This window comes from Enterobacter sp. 241F3, assembly GCF_034106785.1.
Classification (GTDB): domain Bacteria; phylum Pseudomonadota; class Gammaproteobacteria; order Enterobacterales; family Enterobacteriaceae; genus Enterobacter; species Enterobacter vonholyi.
This window is the reverse complement of sequence record NZ_JAWNDD010000001.1, coordinates 219,239-236,886: the sequence shown is the minus strand read 5'-3', so window position 1 is coordinate 236,886 and position 17,648 is coordinate 219,239. Positions and strand designations below refer to the sequence as shown.

Sequence of the window (17,648 nt, the reverse complement as noted above, 5' to 3'; positions counted from 1 at the left end):
GATTCCCTCTCCCTCCGGGAGAGGGTTAGGGTGAGGGGCAATGACCGCAGTAAAATCCGAAATTATCCCGGTATCTGACGCTCTCGAGCTTCGCGCCGTCGAAGAGCGCTATACCGCCGACCTGCACAATCTCGTCGTCAAAAACAGAATCTTTCTGCAAACCGCCTTTGACTGGGCGCAGCACGTAGGCAGCGAAGAGGATACCCGCCGCAACGTGCAGAGTAACCAGATGCTGCACCAGCGCGGCTACGCCAAAATGTTTTTGATCTTCAAGGATGATGCGCTGGTTGGCGTCCTGTCGTTCAACACCATTGAACCGACCAACAAGGCCGGGTACATCGGCTACTGGCTGGATGAAGCCCACCAGGGGCAGGGTATTCTCTCCCGGTCGCTGCAGGCGTTTATGCGCTACTACGCTGAGCGCGGTGAGATCCGTCGTTTTGTGATCAAATGTCGGGTGGCGAATCAGCACAGCAACAGCGTTGCCGTACGCAACGGTTTTACGCTGGAAGGGTGCTTGCGGGAAGCGGAATACCTGAATGGCCGCTTTGAAGACGTGAATATCTACGGCAGAATTTATACCCTATAACGCACCCAGCAGCGGCGTACGGGTGATGCGCTGGTCACCGTTAATCACTTTTTCGCCGCGCAGGTGAATGCTCTCGCCGGCAAATGCTTCAATAACCGCATCGTCGGTGATTTCAACCCGATGTTCGATCAGCACATCCCCGCTGATGCGCGCGCGCCCCTGAATCACCACTTTATCATCCAGCATGATCGGCCCGCCGCGCAGCCAGGCCTGCCCGCCAATCAGGACGTGATGCTTGATGACGCAGTTGCCTTCGACCACGGCATTCTCCGCAATCTGCGAGCTGTAGCGCACCGTCGGGATGGCATCGTCGTCAAAGCCGGCTATCACGCGGGCGTTACCATAGACTTTAGCGCAGTCGCACACCCAGACGTTGTTCAGTTCGTTTCCCTCCAGGATCGCGTTGTCGAAGACTTCGGCCCGGTGTTCAACAAAGGCAAAATTAACCATCGCCTCGCCGTAGATTTGCGCCTGGTGCACAATCCTCGACTGGCTCACCGTCGCCTTGTCGTAGATTTGTAGGATCTGCTCATGGTCCGGCGTCAGCCCTTTGGCAGCAATGACCACGCTGTGATGCAGCACGCGCGCTTCGCCGTAGATATGACACTCGCCCCGCACGCAGGATTGCTGAATGGTGACGTTGTCACTTATTCGCGCCCCGTGGCTGACCTCTGCGCCGTCCAGCCAGCAGCTGTCACCGATACGGGCATCATGGCTCACGACGCACGGCAGGGTAAGACGCGCGTTGCCGGACACGGTCGCTCCGGCGAACACCACGCTGTTTTCATCGTAGATCCAGCAGTGGCCGTCCTGCGCGAGGGCGCGCTCATCGTCAATCCAGCCGCCTCTCGTCCCGACAGTCACGTCGTTAAAGTCCGCCGTGGCGATAATCTGCCGCAGCGTAGTGGCGTGGGTAGTTTCGCCATTTTTCCATTGCCAGAGGCGGGTCTCGTCGCTGAGGCGATATTTGTTCATCTTCATGTCTCTGATAAGCGTCTTCACTAAACGTAGCAAAGTTTTCGCATTTCGAGCGGCTGGCAACCAGACGGTAAACGCCTTAAAATAGCATCCAGGATGCACTTTCACTTTATGAGAACGCAGGAAAACAATGACTGTCGATGAGAATTACTTCACAGAGAAATACGGCTTAACCCGTACCCATTCAGAAGTGCTGTACAGCGCGGAGATTGTGAAACCCGGTAAAACGCTGGATCTGGGCTGCGGCAACGGCCGTAACAGCCTCTATCTTGCAGCTAACGGCCACGATGTCACCGCGTGGGACAAGAACCCGATGAGCATCGATAATATCGAGCGCATTAAGGCGGAAGAAGGGATCGATAACCTCCACACGGCGATTAAAGATCTCAACAACCTGAGTTTTGACGGCGAGTACGATTTCATTCTTTCCACCGTGGTGCTGATGTTCCTGGAGTCAAAAACCATCCCGGGTCTTATCGCTAATATGCAGCGCTGCACCAGGCCTGGCGGCTACAACCTGATTGTTGCCGCGATGGACACGGTGGATTACCCGTGCACCGTCGGCTTCCCGTTTGCGTTCAAGAGCGGTGAGCTGAGCAACTACTATGAAGGCTGGGAGTTGCTCAAATACAACGAAGACGTTGGCGAACTGCACCGCACCGATGAAAACGGTAACCGCATCAAGCTGCGCTTTGCCACGATGCTGGCGCGCAAGCCCGCTTAACGGGCGGCCAGCAGGCAGATCTGCAGGGCCGTGTTGTAAGACGCTTCGAACGACGACAGCGGCAGGAATTCAAACTTCGAGTGGAAGTTATGCGCCCCGGTGAAGAAGTTCGGCGTGAGTAGCCCTTTTGCCGAGAGCGCCGCGCCGTCGGTGCCGCCGCGCATCGGCGTCGGTTTCGGCGTGATGCCGAGCGATTCCATCGCCTCGAACATCAGATCGATAGCGCGCCGGTCTTCACCAATCGCATTGCTGATATTGCTGTAGGTATCTTCAATGCGATAGTCCACTCTGGCCGTCGGATATTGGGCGGCAATCAGTGCGGCCACGTCGGCAATCTGCTGCTTGCGCGCGGCAAAGCTGTCCTTGTCAAAGTCGCGGATATTGGCCTTAAGAACGGCCTCGTTCTGTCCGGCCTGAATGCCGTTAAACCAGATATAGCCTTCACGTCCCTCGGTGCACTCCGGCGTTTGCTGGCGGTCAAAATGGCTGATGTAATCAGTCGCCATCAGCAGGGGATTCACCAGCACGCCTTTGGCGGACATCGGGTGCGCCGTTATGCCGGTAAAGCGGATCTCCGCGGCGGCCGCATTAAAATTCTCGTAAACAATTTCACCCAGCTCGCAGCAGTCGATGGTCCAGGCAAAGTCGACGTCGAAGCGCTTAAGATCCAGCGCCTTGGCACCGTTCAGGCCGATCTCTTCGTCAGGCACAAACGCCACGACGATATCCCCATGCCGATGCTCCGCCGTGAGGTTTTCCAGCACCGTCATGACCACCGTGACCGCCGATTTATTATCGGCGCCCAATACGCTGGTTCCGTCGCTGAAAATAATCTCCTCGTTCGGATAAGCCAGAATTTCAGGGTGCTCGTTAACCCGCAGCCAGATGTCTTTCTCTTTATTCAGACAGAGATCTTCACCGGTAAACGTTAATATTTGTGGATGAATATCCGGTGAAAGTCCCACGTCGACGGTATCAATATGGGTAATAAAACCGATGCGCGGTGCACCGGGCACGTTGCCTTTTTTAACCGCCGTCACCGTGGCGAATTCATCTATCACAATGTCGTCTAACCCCAGCTGTGCCAGCTCCTGCGCCAGCTCGCGCGCCATGTCATGCTGGCCCGGCGTTGAGGGCAGGGTTTTGACTTTGGGATCGCTCTGGCTGGTGATCGCGAGATAGCGGAAAAAACGGTGCGTTAATTGTCTGGAAAGCGGCGAGCCCATAGTGATTTATTCCTTATTTATTTTTCAGGTGTTTGCCACATCACTTTAATGTTATTTATGAAATGGCAAAAGAATTAATTAGCCGTCGAATTAAAAAGACAGGAATAAATGATGACAAGCAAACTCACAACTTTCACATTGGCGCTCGCGGCACTCACGGTCAGTTCCGCTGTCGCTGCGAAAACGCTGGTGTATTGCTCCGAAGGATCGCCGGAAAACTTTAACCCTCAGCTATACACCTCGGGAACCAGCGTCGACGCCAGCGCCGTGCCGGTCTATAACCGTCTGGTCGATTTCAAACCTGGTACCACGGAGCTGGTGCCGAGCCTGGCGGAGCGCTGGGAGGTGAGCGACGACGGCAAGGTTTACACCTTCCATCTGCGCAAGGGCGTGAAGTTCCAGAGCAATAAATCCTTCACGCCGACCCGTGACTTTAACGCCGACGACGTGATCTTCTCGTTTATGCGACAAAAAGACGTGAATCATCCCTACCACAACGTCTCTAACGGCAGCTACTCCAACTTTGAAAGTCTGGAGTTTGGCAGCCTGATAACGAGCATTGATAAAGTTGATGACCACACCGTGCGCTTTACCCTGGCGCACCCGGAAGCGCCGTTTGTCGCCGATCTGGCATGGTATTTTGCCTCGATCCTGTCCGCGGAATATGCCGACGCGATGCTCAAAGCGGGCACGCCGGAGAAGGTGGATATGGAGCCTATAGGCACCGGGCCGTTTAAGCTGGCGCAGTATCAGAAGGATTCGCGGATCCTGTTTACGGCGTTTGCCGACTACTGGCAGGGGAAATCGAAGCTGGATCGGCTGGTGTTTAGCATCACACCGGATGCCTCCGTGCGGTTTGCCAAAATTGAGAAGAACGAATGTCAGGTGATGCCGTTCCCGAACCCGGCGGATCTGCCGCGCATGAAGGCCAACAAAGACATCAACCTGATGAGCAAAGCCGGGCTGAATACCGGCTTCCTGGCGTTCAACACGCAGAAGCCGCCGCTGGATAACGTGAAGGTCCGTCAGGCGCTGGCGATGGCCATCAATAAACCAGCCATTATTGATGCGGTGTTCCACGGTACCGGCACCGCTGCGAAGAACCTGCTGCCGCCGGGCGTATGGAGCGCAGACAGCGAGCTTAAGGATTACGACTACGACCCTGAAAAAGCCAAAGCGCTGCTGAAAGAGGCCGGTTTTGCCAGCGGCGTTAGCATCGATTTATGGGCGATGCCGGTGCAGCGTCCCTATAACCCGAATGCGAAACGCATGGCGGAGATGATTCAGGCGGACTGGGCGAAAATAGGCGTGCAGACCAAAATCGTTACCTACGAATGGGGCGAGTATTTGAAACGCGTGAAGGGCGGAGAGCATCAGGCCGCGCTGATGGGCTGGACGACGGCAACGGGCGATCCGGACAACTTCTTCGGCCCGCTATTTACCTGCACCTCGGCAAACGGTGGGTCAAATTCGGCGAAATGGTGCTATAAGCCCTTTGATAAAATTATTGCGGAAGCAAAATCAACGACCGATCGCGATAAGCGCGTGGCGCTATATAAAGAGGCGCAGCAGATGATGCATGACCAGATGCCCGCGGTAATGATTGCGCATTCAACCATTTTCGAACCGGTGCGCAAGGAGGTGACGGGCTATGAAATTGACCCGTTTGGCAAACATCTGTTCTGGCAACTGGATATAAATCAGTAATTTTTCACTGCCCGGCACGCCTCCGGGCAGTCTTTTCGCAATTTGTGCTCTCCGCATCATTTTTTGTCACAACAAACCCGCCGGTCTTTTGCTATAACTTCAAATGCATACTTGCAGATAACATGGAAAACTATCATGCGTACTCAAACTTTTTTTAAAGTTGCAGTGCTTACTGGTCTGTTGGCGTTAGCGGGCTGTTCTTCGAAAGTCGCAGCTCCCGAACAATATTCTGGCTTTTTAAAAGACTATTCAGGATTGCAGCAGACAACGTCTGCGACGGGTAAACCAACGCTGCGTTGGGTTGATCCTTCCTATAACGAAGCTAATTACGACAGTATTCTCTGGACACCGATTACGTATTATCCAACGCCAAAACCAACCACGCAAATTGGGCAAAAAACGCTTGATGAGCTGTTGAACTACACCAATACCAAAATGAAAACGGCGATTGGCACGCGTAAGCCGATTGTGACCACGCCGGGTAAACATAGCCTGATTTTCCGCGGCGCGATTACCGGGGTGAGTTCGCAGAAAGAAGGTCTGCAGTTCTATGAAGTGGTGCCGGTCGCGCTGGTGGTAGCAGGTACGCAGATGGCAACCGGGCATCGCACCATGGATACGCATCTCTTCTTTGAAGGCGAACTGATCGATGCGGCTACCAACAAACCGGTCATGAAGGTGGTGCGCAAAGGCGAAGGTAAAGATCTGAACAACGAAAGTACGCCGATGACCTTTGCAACCCTGAAGCAGGTTGTTGATGACATGGCGACGGACGCCACCATGTTTGATGTGAAAAAGACCGCGAAATAAAATAAAACGGCCTGCGTAATGCAGGCCTTTTTATTTACGCCATTCGTATGCGTCTGAACCAGGTTTCTGGTTTGGTAAACATCACCATATTTCCCCCCAGAATCAGCAATAACCCCACGATACCGTTGATATGCCAGACGTAGCCTTCATACACCGTAGAGATGGTCAGCGCCACCAGCGGGAAGAGCAGCGTACTGTAGGCCGCTTTGCCCGGGCCAATGCGTCCCACCAGCGTGAAGTAGGCGCCAAAGGCAATCACCGAACCAAATACAGCCAGATAGAGCAGCGCGCCAATGTAGCTGATGGTCCACTCTGGCGCGAAGCTATCGCCTCTGAACAGCGCAATGCAGCCCATCACCAGCGTGCCGTAGAGCATCGCCCAGGCGTTGGTGGTCATGGTTTCCAGGCCTCTGCGCTGATGGCGCATGCTGATCATATTGCCCAGCGAGAAGCCGTAGGTACCGAGCGCGGAGAGGCCAATCCCGGTCAGGAGCGATGCGCTCCAGCCGCTGGCCAGCAGATCGTCCCAGAAGAGTGTGACGATCCCGAACAGGCCCAGCGCCGCCGCCGTCCAGAAGCGCGCTGGCGGGCGCTGCCCGAAAAAAATAAAGCTGTTGATGGCGTTATAGAGCACGGCCATTGAGAAGATCACCGACTCCAGCCCGGTATTAATGTGCGAGGCTGCGGTGTAAAAACACCAGAAGTTAAAGCAGAAAACGCAGCATCCCTGAAGCAGGCAAAAAAGGTGATCCCGCAGCGCCAGCTTGCGCAGGCGGCGCAGGGCGATTAACACCGCCATCATCGTGAGGCTGGCGACGGCGAAGCGCCAGAAAATCGACACCGGCGCCGCGACGGGGCCCTGCTGCAGGAAAATCGCAATCCAGGTGGTTCCCCAGATAATGACCACGAGTCCATATAATAATGCGTTCATAGTTGTCTCTTCTCAAACCGCGGAAGCCCGCAGTATGGCGCTGAAACTCGCGACGGGCTTTCACCGGGTTGCGGGTGACTTGCAAAATCTTGCGCTTTTTTCTTCCGGCGGGACTGGCAACGGGGGGCAACTCTTCTTAGACTGATATTCCCATCAATTATGCGCTAACGGTTATGTCTCACGCTTACGATACCTTTGAAACGCTTTGCCAACAGAATGCAGTCCTGCGGGAAACCGTCTCGCTGAATTCGGGTATTCAGCTGGCAGCGTGGTACAACAAGCACGATACGATAACGGTAAAAAGTAACCATCATACCCTCAGCCTGTACGTGGCGGACGGCTACGAAAGCTATCAAAAAACGCCGGGCGGCTGGAAGAACGGTGGGGGGCCGGACCGTTTCTGTCTGATGCCCAAAGAGAGCGAATCAACGTGGGATATCCGCGATGACCTTTCGTTTGTGCATCTCTACTGCACCGATGAACACCTGCGCGACGTGGGGGAAAAAATCTGGGACAAGCGCCCGCTTTCGCTGACCCTGGACGAGCGCATTTTTGGTAGCGATCCGAAGATCACCGCGCTGTATCGCCAGTTTTTGCTCGGCTGCGACTGGCAGCAGCACGCCAACCAGCTCACCCTGAGCACGGCCTCCACGCTGCTGCTGACCCATCTGCTGCAAAACTACTCTAACGTGCAGTGGAAGCTGCCGGTCGTCACCGGAGGGCTATCGCCATTCGTGCTGCGCAACGTGCTGGCCTTTATTGAAGAGAACCTGGGCCAGCCCCTGACGCTGGCCGAGCTGGCGGCGCAGGCCGCGCTCAGCGAATACCACTTTGCCCGCATGTTCCGCCAGTCAACGGGGCTGGCGCCGCATCAGTACGTGATGCAGAGGCGAATGGATAAAGCTAAGGCCCTCGTCCAGCATACGACGACGCCGCTGACGGACATCGCGCTTGCCTGCGGGTTCAACTCCGCAAGCCACTTCAGCAACCGCTTTCGCAGCGCGACGGGCATGACGCCTTCGCAGCTACGTGCGGCGAGGGCGTGAAAACAGGGCGTAGCACATCCCGCCCAGCACCAGTCCCCAGAATGCCGAACCGATGCCCAGGATTGTCACGCCGCTTGCGGTCATCAGAAACGTGACGATAGCCGCGTCGCGCTCCGCTTCATGATTCAACGCCTGATATAAACTCCCGCTGATGGTGCCCAGCAGCGCCAGACCGGCCAGCGTTTGGATCCAGCTGAGCGGCAGCGCGGCCATCAGCCCGGTAATGGAGCCCCCGAAAATTCCCGCCAGCAGGTAAAACCCTCCCGCAGCGATGGCCGCCAGCCAGCGTTTACCCGCATCCGGGTGTGCATCCGGGCTTTGACAAATGGCGGCGGTTATAGCCGCAATGCAGATGGAAAAGACGCCAAACGGAGAAAACAGCAGCGCCAGCCCTCCCGTGACGATGATGAGCGGTGAGACCGCCAGCGGGTAACCGGAGGCTTTCATCGTGGCGAACCCCGGCGCGTTTTGCGATGCCATGGTCACGAGGAAGAAGGGCAAGCCAATACTCACCAGGCTGGTGAAGGTGAAGGCGGGTGCAATAAATTCGGGCATTACCAGAGAAAGGGTGAGTTTATCCGTGACAACGTCACCTGCCGCCCATGCCACAATCCCGCCCACCAGCAGCGTGACCACGATGGCATAGCGCGGCGACAGCGCTTTTGCGATTAGCCACGCCGCAATCATGCTGCCGCACAGCAGAAAGTGCCCCTCAAGATGCGCAAACGCGTGGAGGCCAAACTGCAGCAATACCCCTGCCAGCATGGCGGCAGCAAGCGAATGTGGGATCAGCTTCATCAGACGGGCGAAAAGCCCGGTAATGCCGCAGAGCAAAATAAGCGCGTTAGCAAAGATGAACACGCCGATGGTTTCTGCCAGCGTGATCCCGTGCAGGCTGGTGGCGAGCAGCGCCGCGCCGGGCGTCGACCAGGCGGTCAGTACGGGCGCTTTGTACCACCAGGAAAGCGCCAGCGTGCTGACGCCCATTCCAATTCCCAGCGCGGTCATCCAGCCCGCAATCTGCTGTGCGCTGGCGCCTGCCGCGGCGGCGGCCTGCCAGATGATGGCGGCCGAGCTGGCGTAACCGACCAGAACGGCGACAAATCCAGCCAGTGCGACCGGAATAAAGTGAGAGGAAGGGCGCATGAAAACTCCATTGTGCGTTATAACGTCCGGAGTAAGGTAGCACTGTGCGCTATAGCGTACAAGTGGTATGCTGATCGTCACCAGGAGGGAACATGGATATCACACTACACCTTGCAACAACGCTGAAAACGCTGCGCCAGGCGCGCGGCTGGAGTTTGTCGAAGCTCGCGGACGAGACCGGCGTGTCAAAAGCCATGCTCGGGCAAATCGAGCGCAATGAATCCAGCCCGACGGTGTCGACGCTGTGGAAAATTGCCACCGGGCTGAACGTGCCGTTTTCCGCGTTCATCACCCCAGAGGCGGACCGGCAGGCGGTATTTGACCCCCAGCAGCAGGCGATGGTCGTCAAGCCGCTCTTTCCGTGGGACGAGACGCTCGGGTTTGATTATTTCTCCATCACGCTGGCACCCGGCGCGCTGAGCGAATCCACGCCGCATGAGGCCGGGGTAATAGAACATGTCGTCGTAGTTAGCGGCGAGCTGGAGATGAAGCTTGGCGGCAAATGGCAGACGATTTCTGCCGATTCGGGCATCCGTTTCGCAGGCGATAAACCGCACGCCTACCGCAACAGCAGCGACCGGACGGTGCATTTTCACTCCCTGATTCATTATCCCCGCTGACGCTACGCAAAACTGTTTCGCTGACGCATACTTCTGACTACAATAGCCGCCATTTTGACCATAACGGATAACGACGAAGTATGCGCCTGCAATCCCATCATCTTGAACTTTTAAGCCCGGCCCGCGACGCCGCCATTGCCCGTGAAGCGATCCTTCATGGCGCAGATGCCGTCTACATTGGTGGCCCAGGCTTCGGTGCCCGCCATAACGCCAGCAACAGCCTGAGCGATATTGCTGAACTGGTGCCGTTCGCCCACCGTTTCGGGGCGAAAGTGTTCGTGACCCTGAACACCATTCTTCATGATGATGAGCTGGAGCCTGCGCAACGTCTGATTACCGATCTCTACCAGGCCGGGGTGGATGCCCTGATTGTTCAGGATATGGGCGTGCTGGAACTGGATATTCCCCCCATTGAACTGCATGCCAGTACCCAGTGTGATATCCGCACGGTAGAGAAGGCGAAGTTTCTCTCTGACGTCGGCTTTTCGCAGATCGTTCTGGCGCGTGAGCTGAACCTGAATCAGATCCGCGATATTCACCAGGCGACAGACGCGACGATTGAATTCTTTATCCACGGCGCGCTGTGCGTCGCCTATTCCGGTCAGTGTAATATTTCCCACGCGCAGACGGGCCGCAGCGCCAACCGCGGCGACTGCTCTCAGGCCTGCCGTCTGCCGTATACCCTGAAAGACGATCAGGGCCGCGTCGTGGCGTTCGAAAAACACCTACTCTCCATGAAGGATAACGATCAGACGGCCAACCTGGGCGCGCTGATCGACGCGGGCGTGCGTTCCTTCAAGATTGAAGGGCGCTACAAAGATATGAGCTACGTGAAGAACATCACCGCGCACTATCGCCAGATGCTCGACGCCATTATCGAAGATCGCGGCGATCTGGCGCGCGCGTCCGCCGGGCGCACCGAGCATTTCTTTGTTCCGTCGACGGACAAAACGTTCCACCGTGGCAGCACGGACTATTTCGTTAATGCCCGTAAAGGGGATATCGGCGCGTTTGACTCACCGAAGTTTATCGGTTTACCGGTGGGTGAAGTGCTGAAAGTGGCGAAAGATCACCTTGATGTCCAGGTGACGGAACCGCTGGCGAACGGCGATGGCCTTAACGTGATGATTAAGCGTGAGGTCGTAGGCTTCCGCGCCAACACGGTCGAGAAAACCGGCGAGAACCGCTACCGCGTCTGGCCGAATGAAATGCCCGCCGATCTCTACAAGGCGCGGCCGAACGCGGCGCTTAACCGTAACCTCGATCATAACTGGCAGCAGGCGCTGCTGAAAACCTCCAGCGAACGTCGTATCGCTGTGGACATTGAGCTGGGCGGTTGGGAAGAGCAGCTGATTCTGACCATGACCTGTGAAGACGGCATCAGCGTAACGCATACGCTCGATGGCCTGTTCGAGGTGGCAAACAACGCGGAAAAAGCGCTCAACAGCCTGAAGGATGGGGTGGCGAAGCTTGGCCAGACGATTTACTACGCCCGCAACGTTGAGGTCAGTCTGCCGGATGCCCTGTTCGTGCCGAACAGCCTGCTTAATCAGTTCCGTCGTGAAACGGCAGAGATGCTGGATGCCGCGCGCCTGGCGCAGTATCCGCGCGCTAGCCGTAAAGCGGAAGCCGTACCTGCACCCGTATACCCGGAGACACATTTATCCTTCCTGGCCAACGTTTATAACCATAAAGCGCGTGAATTCTATCATCGCCACGGCGTGCAGCTGATCGACGCGGCTTATGAAGCGCATGAAGAGAAGGGCGATGTGCCGGTGATGATCACCAAGCACTGCCTGCGCTTTGCGTTTAACCTTTGCCCTAAGCAGGCGAAAGGGAATATTAAGAGCTGGAAGGCAACCCCCATGCAGCTTGTAAACGGTGATGAAGTTCTGACTCTCAAGTTCGACTGCCGTCCTTGCGAAATGCATGTGATTGGCAAGATGAAAAACCACATCTTCAAAATGCCGCAGCCGGGCAGTATTGTGGCGTCCGTCAGTCCGGACGATCTGATGAAAACTCTGCCTAAACGCAAGGGCAGTTAATTACCGAACGTGGGTATCCGGTTTGCGCGATTTCTGCCACAGGTGGTGTTCGCGCAAACCCTCCGCCGACTCTTCCGCAGCGCTTCGTAACTCATCGCTGTCGGCTTCATGACGAAGCTGATGCGCCACATTCTTGACCCATAAATATTCGTGTCCTTTGTGCCCGGCCATAAGCTGGCCTGAAAAGAGTGCACAGATAAGCATGACGAGAGATAAGCCTTTTTTAATCATGAGATCGCCGCCGAATGACATTGCGGGGTAATCATGCCGATTATTTTTTAGTGTTATTATTTAATAATTCAAACTCGTGAAAAGAGATTGTCAAATAATGTGTGTCCGGAAAATTGTCCAGGACATTTCCTAAAAAGTCATGAATGTTTGTAAATTGCCATTTCTGGTCCATAATCGGATATTTGCATTAAGGATAAATCTTATATAATAGTTAATCTCTGGCTAAGGAACGGGTCATTAATAAATGAAAAAAATAATTGCGCTTGCGCTTCTGACGGTTGCTGTTGGGGCCGTTGCAGGGATTCGTTATGCTGGTGATAACAAACCAGAATATATACAATCAGCAGAAATTCGCGTTGGTTCCTATTTGACCAGCGATTATGGAGCCGTTACCTGTAACAGTAAAAAAATTAACGATGTGCGTTGGGAATTAGACTGCACCCAGCAGACGATAGGAAAAACATTCCAGTTTGCGGCGTACCCCTCTGATAAAGCACCTTATGGAGTGGCGCGGTCATTTTATCTTGAAGCCATAAATGATGACGCAAAACAGAGCGCTGAACAGGGCCTTATGCGTTATTTGCAGATCAATACTCATGCAGGTTAATAAGACTGTTTAACCTTCGTTAAGACAACGGGTGTTAGGTTGTATGGGATCCGCAGCCCGGCCATGGAGTGTCGGGACGTAGAGACCAAAATACAAATCTATCCATGCAAGCATTTACCGCCATTTTTTGGCGGTTTTTTTTTGCGCAGTGTTTACCGTCGTTTTATGACAGCAGTCGATAGTGCGACTGTACCAGACCCGAAGGGAAGCTGCGGCTGGATACCAGCGTCAAATCGATATCCTCTGGCAGGGCGCCAAACAGCGATTTTCCCGAACCGAGCAGGACAGGAACGGTTGTGATCACCATATCGGCCACCAGTCCTTCTCGCAGGAACGACTGTATCACCTGCCCGCCATCGAGATAGACGCGATGGACGTTCTGCAACGCCAGGTAGTCGAGCACCTCCTTTGGCGTGCGCCCTGAAAATTGTACTTTTCCCTTCAGCGCGTCGGGCACGGGCGTGTCGGCCAGCTGTCTGGAGAGCACCAGCACGGGCCGGTCATAAGGCCATGCGTCAAAGGTCAGCACTTTCTCATAGCTGCCTCTGCCCATCACTATCCACTCTTTGTCCGCGATGAACGCCGCATAGCCATGATCTTCAGTCGGATCATCGCGCTGCAGGAGCCAGTCGATATCATCATTGTGTCGGGCGATGTAACCATCAAGACTGGTTGCGATAAAAACGTGTGTGGTGACCATAAGGTTCTCCGTATTCCTGCGAAACCAAAAGACTGACGCCTCAGCGGGCTGTAGCGGAATGAGAAAATTGTTTGCGGTACTGGGCCGGGGAAATCGCGAACTGCTGGCGAAAGTGATGACGCAGCGTCGATGCCTGGCCAAACCCGGTCTGTTCCGCGATGCTGTCGATACTTAAACGACTGCTTTCCAGATAATCTTTCGCCCGCAGCAGGCGCTCATTGAGTAACCAGCGGGCAGGCGTCGTTCCTGTTGCCGCCTCGAAGCGACGAAGAAACGTGCGCTGACTCATACCGACACGACGCGCCAGCGAGTCGACGCTGTGCGGCTCGGTAAGATGCGTGTGCAGAAAATCAAACAGCTGGCCGAGGCGCTGGCTTTCCCGCAGCTGCGCCACCGGGCGGCTCAGCTGTTGCGGCTGAGAGCCATCCCGGTGTGGGGGAATGACCAGCCGCCGCGCCACGCTGTTAGCGGTTTCCATTCCATAATCCCTTCGTACAACGTGAAGGCAGAGATCGATCCCCGCCGCGCTGCCTGCAGAAGTCAGGATATCGCCTTCGTCCTGGTAGAGCACATCCTCAACCACGTCGATGTCAGGGTAGCGGGCTTTAAGCGTCTCAATGTAGCGCCAGTGCGTCGTGGCTTTGCGCCCGTTGAGCAGCCCCGTAGCGGCCAGCACAAATACGCCCGAACAGATGGACAGCAGCTGGCATCCTCGCGCGCTGGCCTGACGTAATGCCTCGCTGAGTGCGTCCGGAACCGGCGAGTCCAGCCCACGCCAGCCGGGAACCACAATCAGGTCCGCAGACGCAAGCAGGCTTAAATCACCATCGGTGACGATACGGATCCCGCCTGTTGCCCGAAGTTCACCGCTATCCACGCTCGCCACCGCAAAACGATACCATTCATCGCCCAGCTCGGGACGTGGCAGACCGAAGATCTCCACCGCTACGCCAAACTCAAAGGTACACAGGCCGTCATAGGCCAGCACCACCACCTGCGGGCGGGCAATTTGTCTTAAGTTTGTCATCTTTTTGCTGTTTTCTGGCATAAGCGAGCGCATTCACGTGCTGAATTTCTGGATAGAGTAGTGTTAACACAAACGCCAAAGATGAGGAAGGATCATGAGCTATGTTACTGAATTTCCGGCTGCCGAGCCGCAGGAAGCCGTCACCCATTTTCTGCGTCGCCTGAGCGTAGAAACCGACTGCGCCGATGTGCATCACGCCATCGCCAATAATGAGCAGGACTTTGTTTTGCTGCACGTGGTGGGGAGCCCGGAGCAGTTTGCCCGTCGCCATGTGCCGGGCGCTCTGCATATGCCGTGGAGCCAGATGACCGCTGAGCGCATGGCCCAATGGCCTGAAGGGACGCTGTTCGTCGTCTACTGCGCGGGGCCGCACTGTAACGGCGCGGACAGAGCCGCGCTGAAGCTGGCGCGTCTCGGGCTGCCGGTCAAAATCATGCTCGGTGGGGTCACCGGCTGGGAAGATGAACGCTACGCGTTTGCAAGCAGCGAAACCACTGCCGCGCTGTGAAGATGAATTTTTTTCAAGACCCGTGAAATTTTCTCGTTTGCCGGCACCGGGGAGGTATGACATTGTTTTTGGACATTTAGACATCCAGAAGTCTAAAAGTTCAAATAATGAATTATCACTGCGGGCAATTATTGCCGGCAGACTGAGGAGATTTCCATGCAACGACACCACGCCCCGTACCGCGCCGACGTAGTCGGCAGTTTTTTACGTCCGGATGCCATCAAGCAGGCTCGCCTGCAATTTGCCAGCGGCGAGATTGACGCGAGACAGCTTCGCGCGGTGGAGGACGAAGCCATTCGCCACGTCGTTGAGCAGCAGTGCGCGTGCGGCCTGCATGTCGTGACCGACGGTGAGTTTCGCCGTGCCTGGTGGCACTTCGACTTCTTCGACGGTCTGCAGGGCGTTGAGCGTTACGATTCGCAGCAGGGCATCCAGTTTAACGGCGTGCAAACCAAAGCCCACGGCGTGCGCGTCACCGGCAAACTGGGCTTTGGCGAGCACCCGATGCTGGACGATTTCCGCTATCTGAAAAGCATCAGCGGTAACGCCCAGCCAAAAATGACCATTCCCAGCCCGAGCGTGCTGCATTTCCGCGGCGGTCGCAAAGACATTGATGCGACGGTGTATCCGGACCTGAACGTCTATTTCGACGATCTGGCGACCACCTGGCGCGACGCGATTCGCGCATTCTATGATGCAGGCTGCCGTTACCTGCAGCTGGACGATACCGTATGGGCCTACCTCTGTTCGGACGATCAGCGTCGTCAGATCCGCGAGCGCGGCGACGATGCCGATGAGCTTGCACGTATCTATGCCCGCGTCCTGAACAAGGCGCTGGAGGGCAAGCCGGACGATCTGACCATCGGGCTGCACGTCTGCCGCGGTAACTTCCGCTCCACCTGGATTTCCGAAGGCGGCTACGAGCCGGTGGCGGAAGTGCTGTTCGGAACGGTCAACGTTGATGCCTTCTTCCTGGAATACGATAACGACCGCAGCGGGGATTTCGCGCCATTGCGCTTTGTTCGCCCGGGCAAGCAGCAGGTGGTGCTGGGTCTTATCACCACGAAAAACGGCGAGCTGGAGAATCCGGAGGGAATCAAAGCCCGTCTGGAAGAGGCGGCGAAATACGTGGCGAAAGAGCAAATTTGCCTCAGCCCGCAGTGCGGCTTTGCCTCGACCGAAGAGGGCAACAGCCTGAGCGAAACCCAGCAGTGGGAAAAAGTCCGGCTGGTGACGCAGATCGCCAGCGAAGTCTGGTAAAACCTTCCTCCTCAGCGCTGCATTATAAAAGTGCAGCGCTGTGCCATTCTGAGACGTTCTCTTTACATCCTGCGCTCCCCTCCCGGAAATAGCGCTATCTCCATTCTGGCATTCTTTTTGCTCCTGCTTCGCTGACACATTTATTTCAGCGTCCACGCCGTAACGGACGTTTTCGCACAGCGTTCTTTTTCAGGAGTGAAAATATGCACCGTCGTACCTTATTAAAAGCCTTTGCGTTATCCGCGTCCGTCGTGGCGATGGGAATGAGTTTTGGCGTGCAGGCGGCCGATACCATCAAAGTGGGGATCATGCATTCTCTTTCCGGCACGATGGCTATCTCCGAGACCCCGCTTAAAGATGTCGCCCTGATGACCATCGATGAGATCAACGCCAAAGGCGGCGTGCTGGGCAAGAAACTGGAGCCGGTAGTGGTGGATCCGGCCTCAAACTGGCCGCTGTTTGCCGAGAAGGCCCGACAGCTGCTGAGCCAGGATAAAGTGGCGGTGGTATTCGGCTGCTGGACCTCGGTTTCGCGCAAATCCGTACTGCCGGTCTTTGAGGAGCTGAACGGCCTGCTGTTCTATCCGGTGCAGTATGAAGGCGAGGAAATGTCGCCAAACGTGTTCTATACCGGCGCGGCGCCGAACCAGCAGGCCATCCCGGCGGTTGAATACCTGATGAGCGAAGACGGCGGCGCGGCGAAACGCTTCTTCCTGCTGGGTACTGACTACGTTTATCCGCGCACCACCAACAAGATCCTGCGCGCGTTCCTGCATTCGAAAGGGGTGGAGGATAAGGATATCGAAGAGGTTTACACCCCGTTCGGCCATAGCGACTACCAGACCATCGTCGCCAACATCAAGAAATTCTCCGCGGGTGGCAAAACCGCCGTGGTGTCGACCATCAACGGCGACTCCAACGTGCCGTTCTACAAAGAGCTGGCGAACCAGGGTCTGAAGGCGACCGACGTGCCGGTGGTGGCGTTCTCCGTGGGCGAAGAAGAGCTGCGCGGTATCGACACCAAACCGCTGGTCGGCAACCTGGCCGCGTGGAACTACTTTGAATCCGTGGATAACCCGACCAACCAGGCCTTCGTCGCGGATTACAAAGCCTATGCGAAGGCGCACAAGCTGCCGAACGCCGATACCGTGGTGACCAACGACCCGATGGAAGCTACCTATGTGGGCATCCATATGTGGGCGCAGGCGGTGGAAAAAGCGGGGACTACCGACGTGGATAAAGTCCGTGCGGCGATGGCCGGTCAGTCCTTTAAGGCGCCGTCAGGCTTTACGCTTACCATGGATGCCACCAACCATCATCTGCATAAGCCGGTCATGATCGGTGAAATCGAAGGTAACGGCCAGTTCAACGTGGTATGGCAGACGGAACAGCCGGTACGCGCCCAGCCGTGGAGCCCGTTCATCGCCGGAAATGACAAAAAGCCCGACCAGCCGATGAAAACCGCCAGCAACTAAGCCATTACCGCAGGGAGA

Annotated in this window: 18 protein-coding genes; 11 read left to right on the top strand and 7 right to left on the bottom strand. The window is 55.9% G+C overall.

The window, feature by feature from the left end:
• The first annotated feature begins 40 nt into the window (after window positions 1–40).
• On the top strand, window positions 41–589 hold the full coding sequence (rimL, locus tag UR504_RS01095; RefSeq protein WP_249576076.1) for a 50S ribosomal protein L7/L12-serine acetyltransferase: 549 nt from the start codon (window positions 41–43) through the stop codon (window positions 587–589).
• Here rimL and ydcK read toward each other — a convergent pair.
• Complete coding sequence (gene ydcK, locus UR504_RS01090) at window positions 584–1,564, bottom strand: YdcK family protein (RefSeq protein WP_320739170.1); 981 nt, start codon at window positions 1,562–1,564, stop codon at window positions 584–586. The genes rimL and ydcK overlap by 6 nt on opposite strands.
• A gap of 133 nt (window positions 1,565–1,697) precedes the next feature.
• Between ydcK and tehB the strand changes: the two genes are divergently transcribed.
• Window positions 1,698–2,291: a tellurite resistance methyltransferase TehB gene (gene tehB / locus UR504_RS01085; RefSeq protein ID WP_111964629.1), complete on the top strand. Its 594-nt coding sequence runs from the start codon at window positions 1,698–1,700 to the stop codon at window positions 2,289–2,291.
• Here tehB and pepT read toward each other — a convergent pair.
• Window positions 2,288–3,517: a peptidase T gene (pepT, locus tag UR504_RS01080; protein ID WP_149366883.1), complete on the bottom strand. Its 1,230-nt coding sequence runs from the start codon at window positions 3,515–3,517 to the stop codon at window positions 2,288–2,290. The two genes, tehB and pepT, sit on opposite strands and share 4 nt — an antisense overlap.
• A 111-nt stretch (window positions 3,518–3,628) precedes the next feature.
• On the opposite strand from pepT, the gene UR504_RS01075 reads away from it, so the two are divergent.
• Both UR504_RS01075 and UR504_RS01070 read left to right on the top strand, forming a co-directional pair.
• A complete protein-coding gene (locus UR504_RS01075) occupies window positions 3,629–5,224 on the top strand; it encodes an ABC transporter substrate-binding protein (protein ID WP_320739511.1) in 1,596 nt (531 codons plus the stop codon).
• Window positions 5,225–5,359: 135 nt separating this feature from the next.
• Window positions 5,360–6,034 carry a DUF3313 domain-containing protein gene (locus UR504_RS01070; protein WP_111964626.1) on the top strand — a complete coding sequence of 225 codons (675 nt, stop codon included), beginning with the start codon at window positions 5,360–5,362 and terminating at the stop codon, window positions 6,032–6,034.
• 34 nt (window positions 6,035–6,068) lie between these two features.
• Here the strand turns inward: UR504_RS01070 and UR504_RS01065 are convergent, their stop codons facing one another.
• Window positions 6,069–6,965: a DMT family transporter gene (locus UR504_RS01065; RefSeq protein ID WP_320739169.1), complete on the bottom strand. Its 897-nt coding sequence runs from the start codon at window positions 6,963–6,965 to the stop codon at window positions 6,069–6,071.
• Window positions 6,966–7,138: 173 nt separating this feature from the next.
• Between UR504_RS01065 and UR504_RS01060 the strand changes: the two genes are divergently transcribed.
• A complete protein-coding gene (locus UR504_RS01060; RefSeq protein ID WP_271367854.1) occupies window positions 7,139–8,011 on the top strand; it encodes a helix-turn-helix transcriptional regulator in 873 nt (290 codons plus the stop codon).
• Here UR504_RS01060 and UR504_RS01055 read toward each other — a convergent pair.
• Entirely contained in the window at window positions 7,991–9,157 is a 1,167-nt protein-coding gene (locus UR504_RS01055; RefSeq protein WP_320739168.1) for a benzoate/H(+) symporter BenE family transporter, read from the bottom strand. The two genes, UR504_RS01060 and UR504_RS01055, sit on opposite strands and share 21 nt — an antisense overlap.
• 92 nt (window positions 9,158–9,249) lie before the next feature.
• Here UR504_RS01055 and UR504_RS01050 point away from each other — a divergent pair, with 92 nt between their 5' ends.
• Window positions 9,250–9,777 carry a helix-turn-helix domain-containing protein gene (locus UR504_RS01050; RefSeq protein ID WP_111964622.1) on the top strand — a complete coding sequence of 176 codons (528 nt, stop codon included), beginning with the start codon at window positions 9,250–9,252 and terminating at the stop codon, window positions 9,775–9,777.
• An 80-nt stretch (window positions 9,778–9,857) separates the two neighbouring features.
• Complete coding sequence (locus UR504_RS01045; protein ID WP_252092916.1) at window positions 9,858–11,822, top strand: peptidase U32 family protein; 1,965 nt, start codon at window positions 9,858–9,860, stop codon at window positions 11,820–11,822.
• On the opposite strand, the gene UR504_RS01040 is transcribed toward UR504_RS01045, so the two are convergent.
• Window positions 11,823–12,053 carry a DUF2554 family protein gene (locus UR504_RS01040; protein WP_115876065.1) on the bottom strand — a complete coding sequence of 77 codons (231 nt, stop codon included), beginning with the start codon at window positions 12,051–12,053 and terminating at the stop codon, window positions 11,823–11,825. It abuts the gene before it with no gap.
• 244 nt (window positions 12,054–12,297) lie between these two features.
• On the opposite strand from UR504_RS01040, the gene UR504_RS01035 reads away from it, so the two are divergent.
• Window positions 12,298–12,660 (top strand): hypothetical protein, encoded by a 363-nt coding sequence (locus tag UR504_RS01035; protein ID WP_274243106.1) that lies wholly within the window; start codon window positions 12,298–12,300, stop codon window positions 12,658–12,660.
• A 163-nt stretch (window positions 12,661–12,823) separates the two neighbouring features.
• Here UR504_RS01035 and UR504_RS01030 read toward each other — a convergent pair whose 3' ends face one another.
• Both UR504_RS01030 and ftrA read right to left on the bottom strand, forming a co-directional pair.
• A complete protein-coding gene (locus UR504_RS01030) occupies window positions 12,824–13,360 on the bottom strand; it encodes a dihydrofolate reductase family protein (protein ID WP_136194852.1) in 537 nt (178 codons plus the stop codon).
• Between the two features lie 40 nt (window positions 13,361–13,400).
• Window positions 13,401–14,408, bottom strand: coding sequence for a transcriptional regulator FtrA (gene ftrA, locus UR504_RS01025; RefSeq protein WP_133294401.1), 1,008 nt, complete (start codon window positions 14,406–14,408; stop codon window positions 13,401–13,403).
• 73 nt (window positions 14,409–14,481) lie between these two features.
• Between ftrA and UR504_RS01020 the strand changes: the two genes are divergently transcribed.
• The 3 genes from UR504_RS01020 (at window position 14,482) to urtA (ending at window position 17,630) form a co-directional block, all read left to right on the top strand.
• On the top strand, window positions 14,482–14,895 hold the full coding sequence (locus tag UR504_RS01020; RefSeq protein ID WP_127730844.1) for a rhodanese-like domain-containing protein: 414 nt from the start codon (window positions 14,482–14,484) through the stop codon (window positions 14,893–14,895).
• 156 nt (window positions 14,896–15,051) lie between these two features.
• Complete coding sequence (locus UR504_RS01015) at window positions 15,052–16,155, top strand: cobalamin-independent methionine synthase II family protein (RefSeq protein WP_127730846.1); 1,104 nt, start codon at window positions 15,052–15,054, stop codon at window positions 16,153–16,155.
• 203 nt (window positions 16,156–16,358) lie between these two features.
• Window positions 16,359–17,630, top strand: a complete 1,272-nt coding sequence (urtA, locus tag UR504_RS01010; protein ID WP_047958573.1) for an urea ABC transporter substrate-binding protein — start codon at window positions 16,359–16,361, stop codon at window positions 17,628–17,630.
• The last annotated feature ends 18 nt before the right edge of the window (window positions 17,631–17,648 follow it).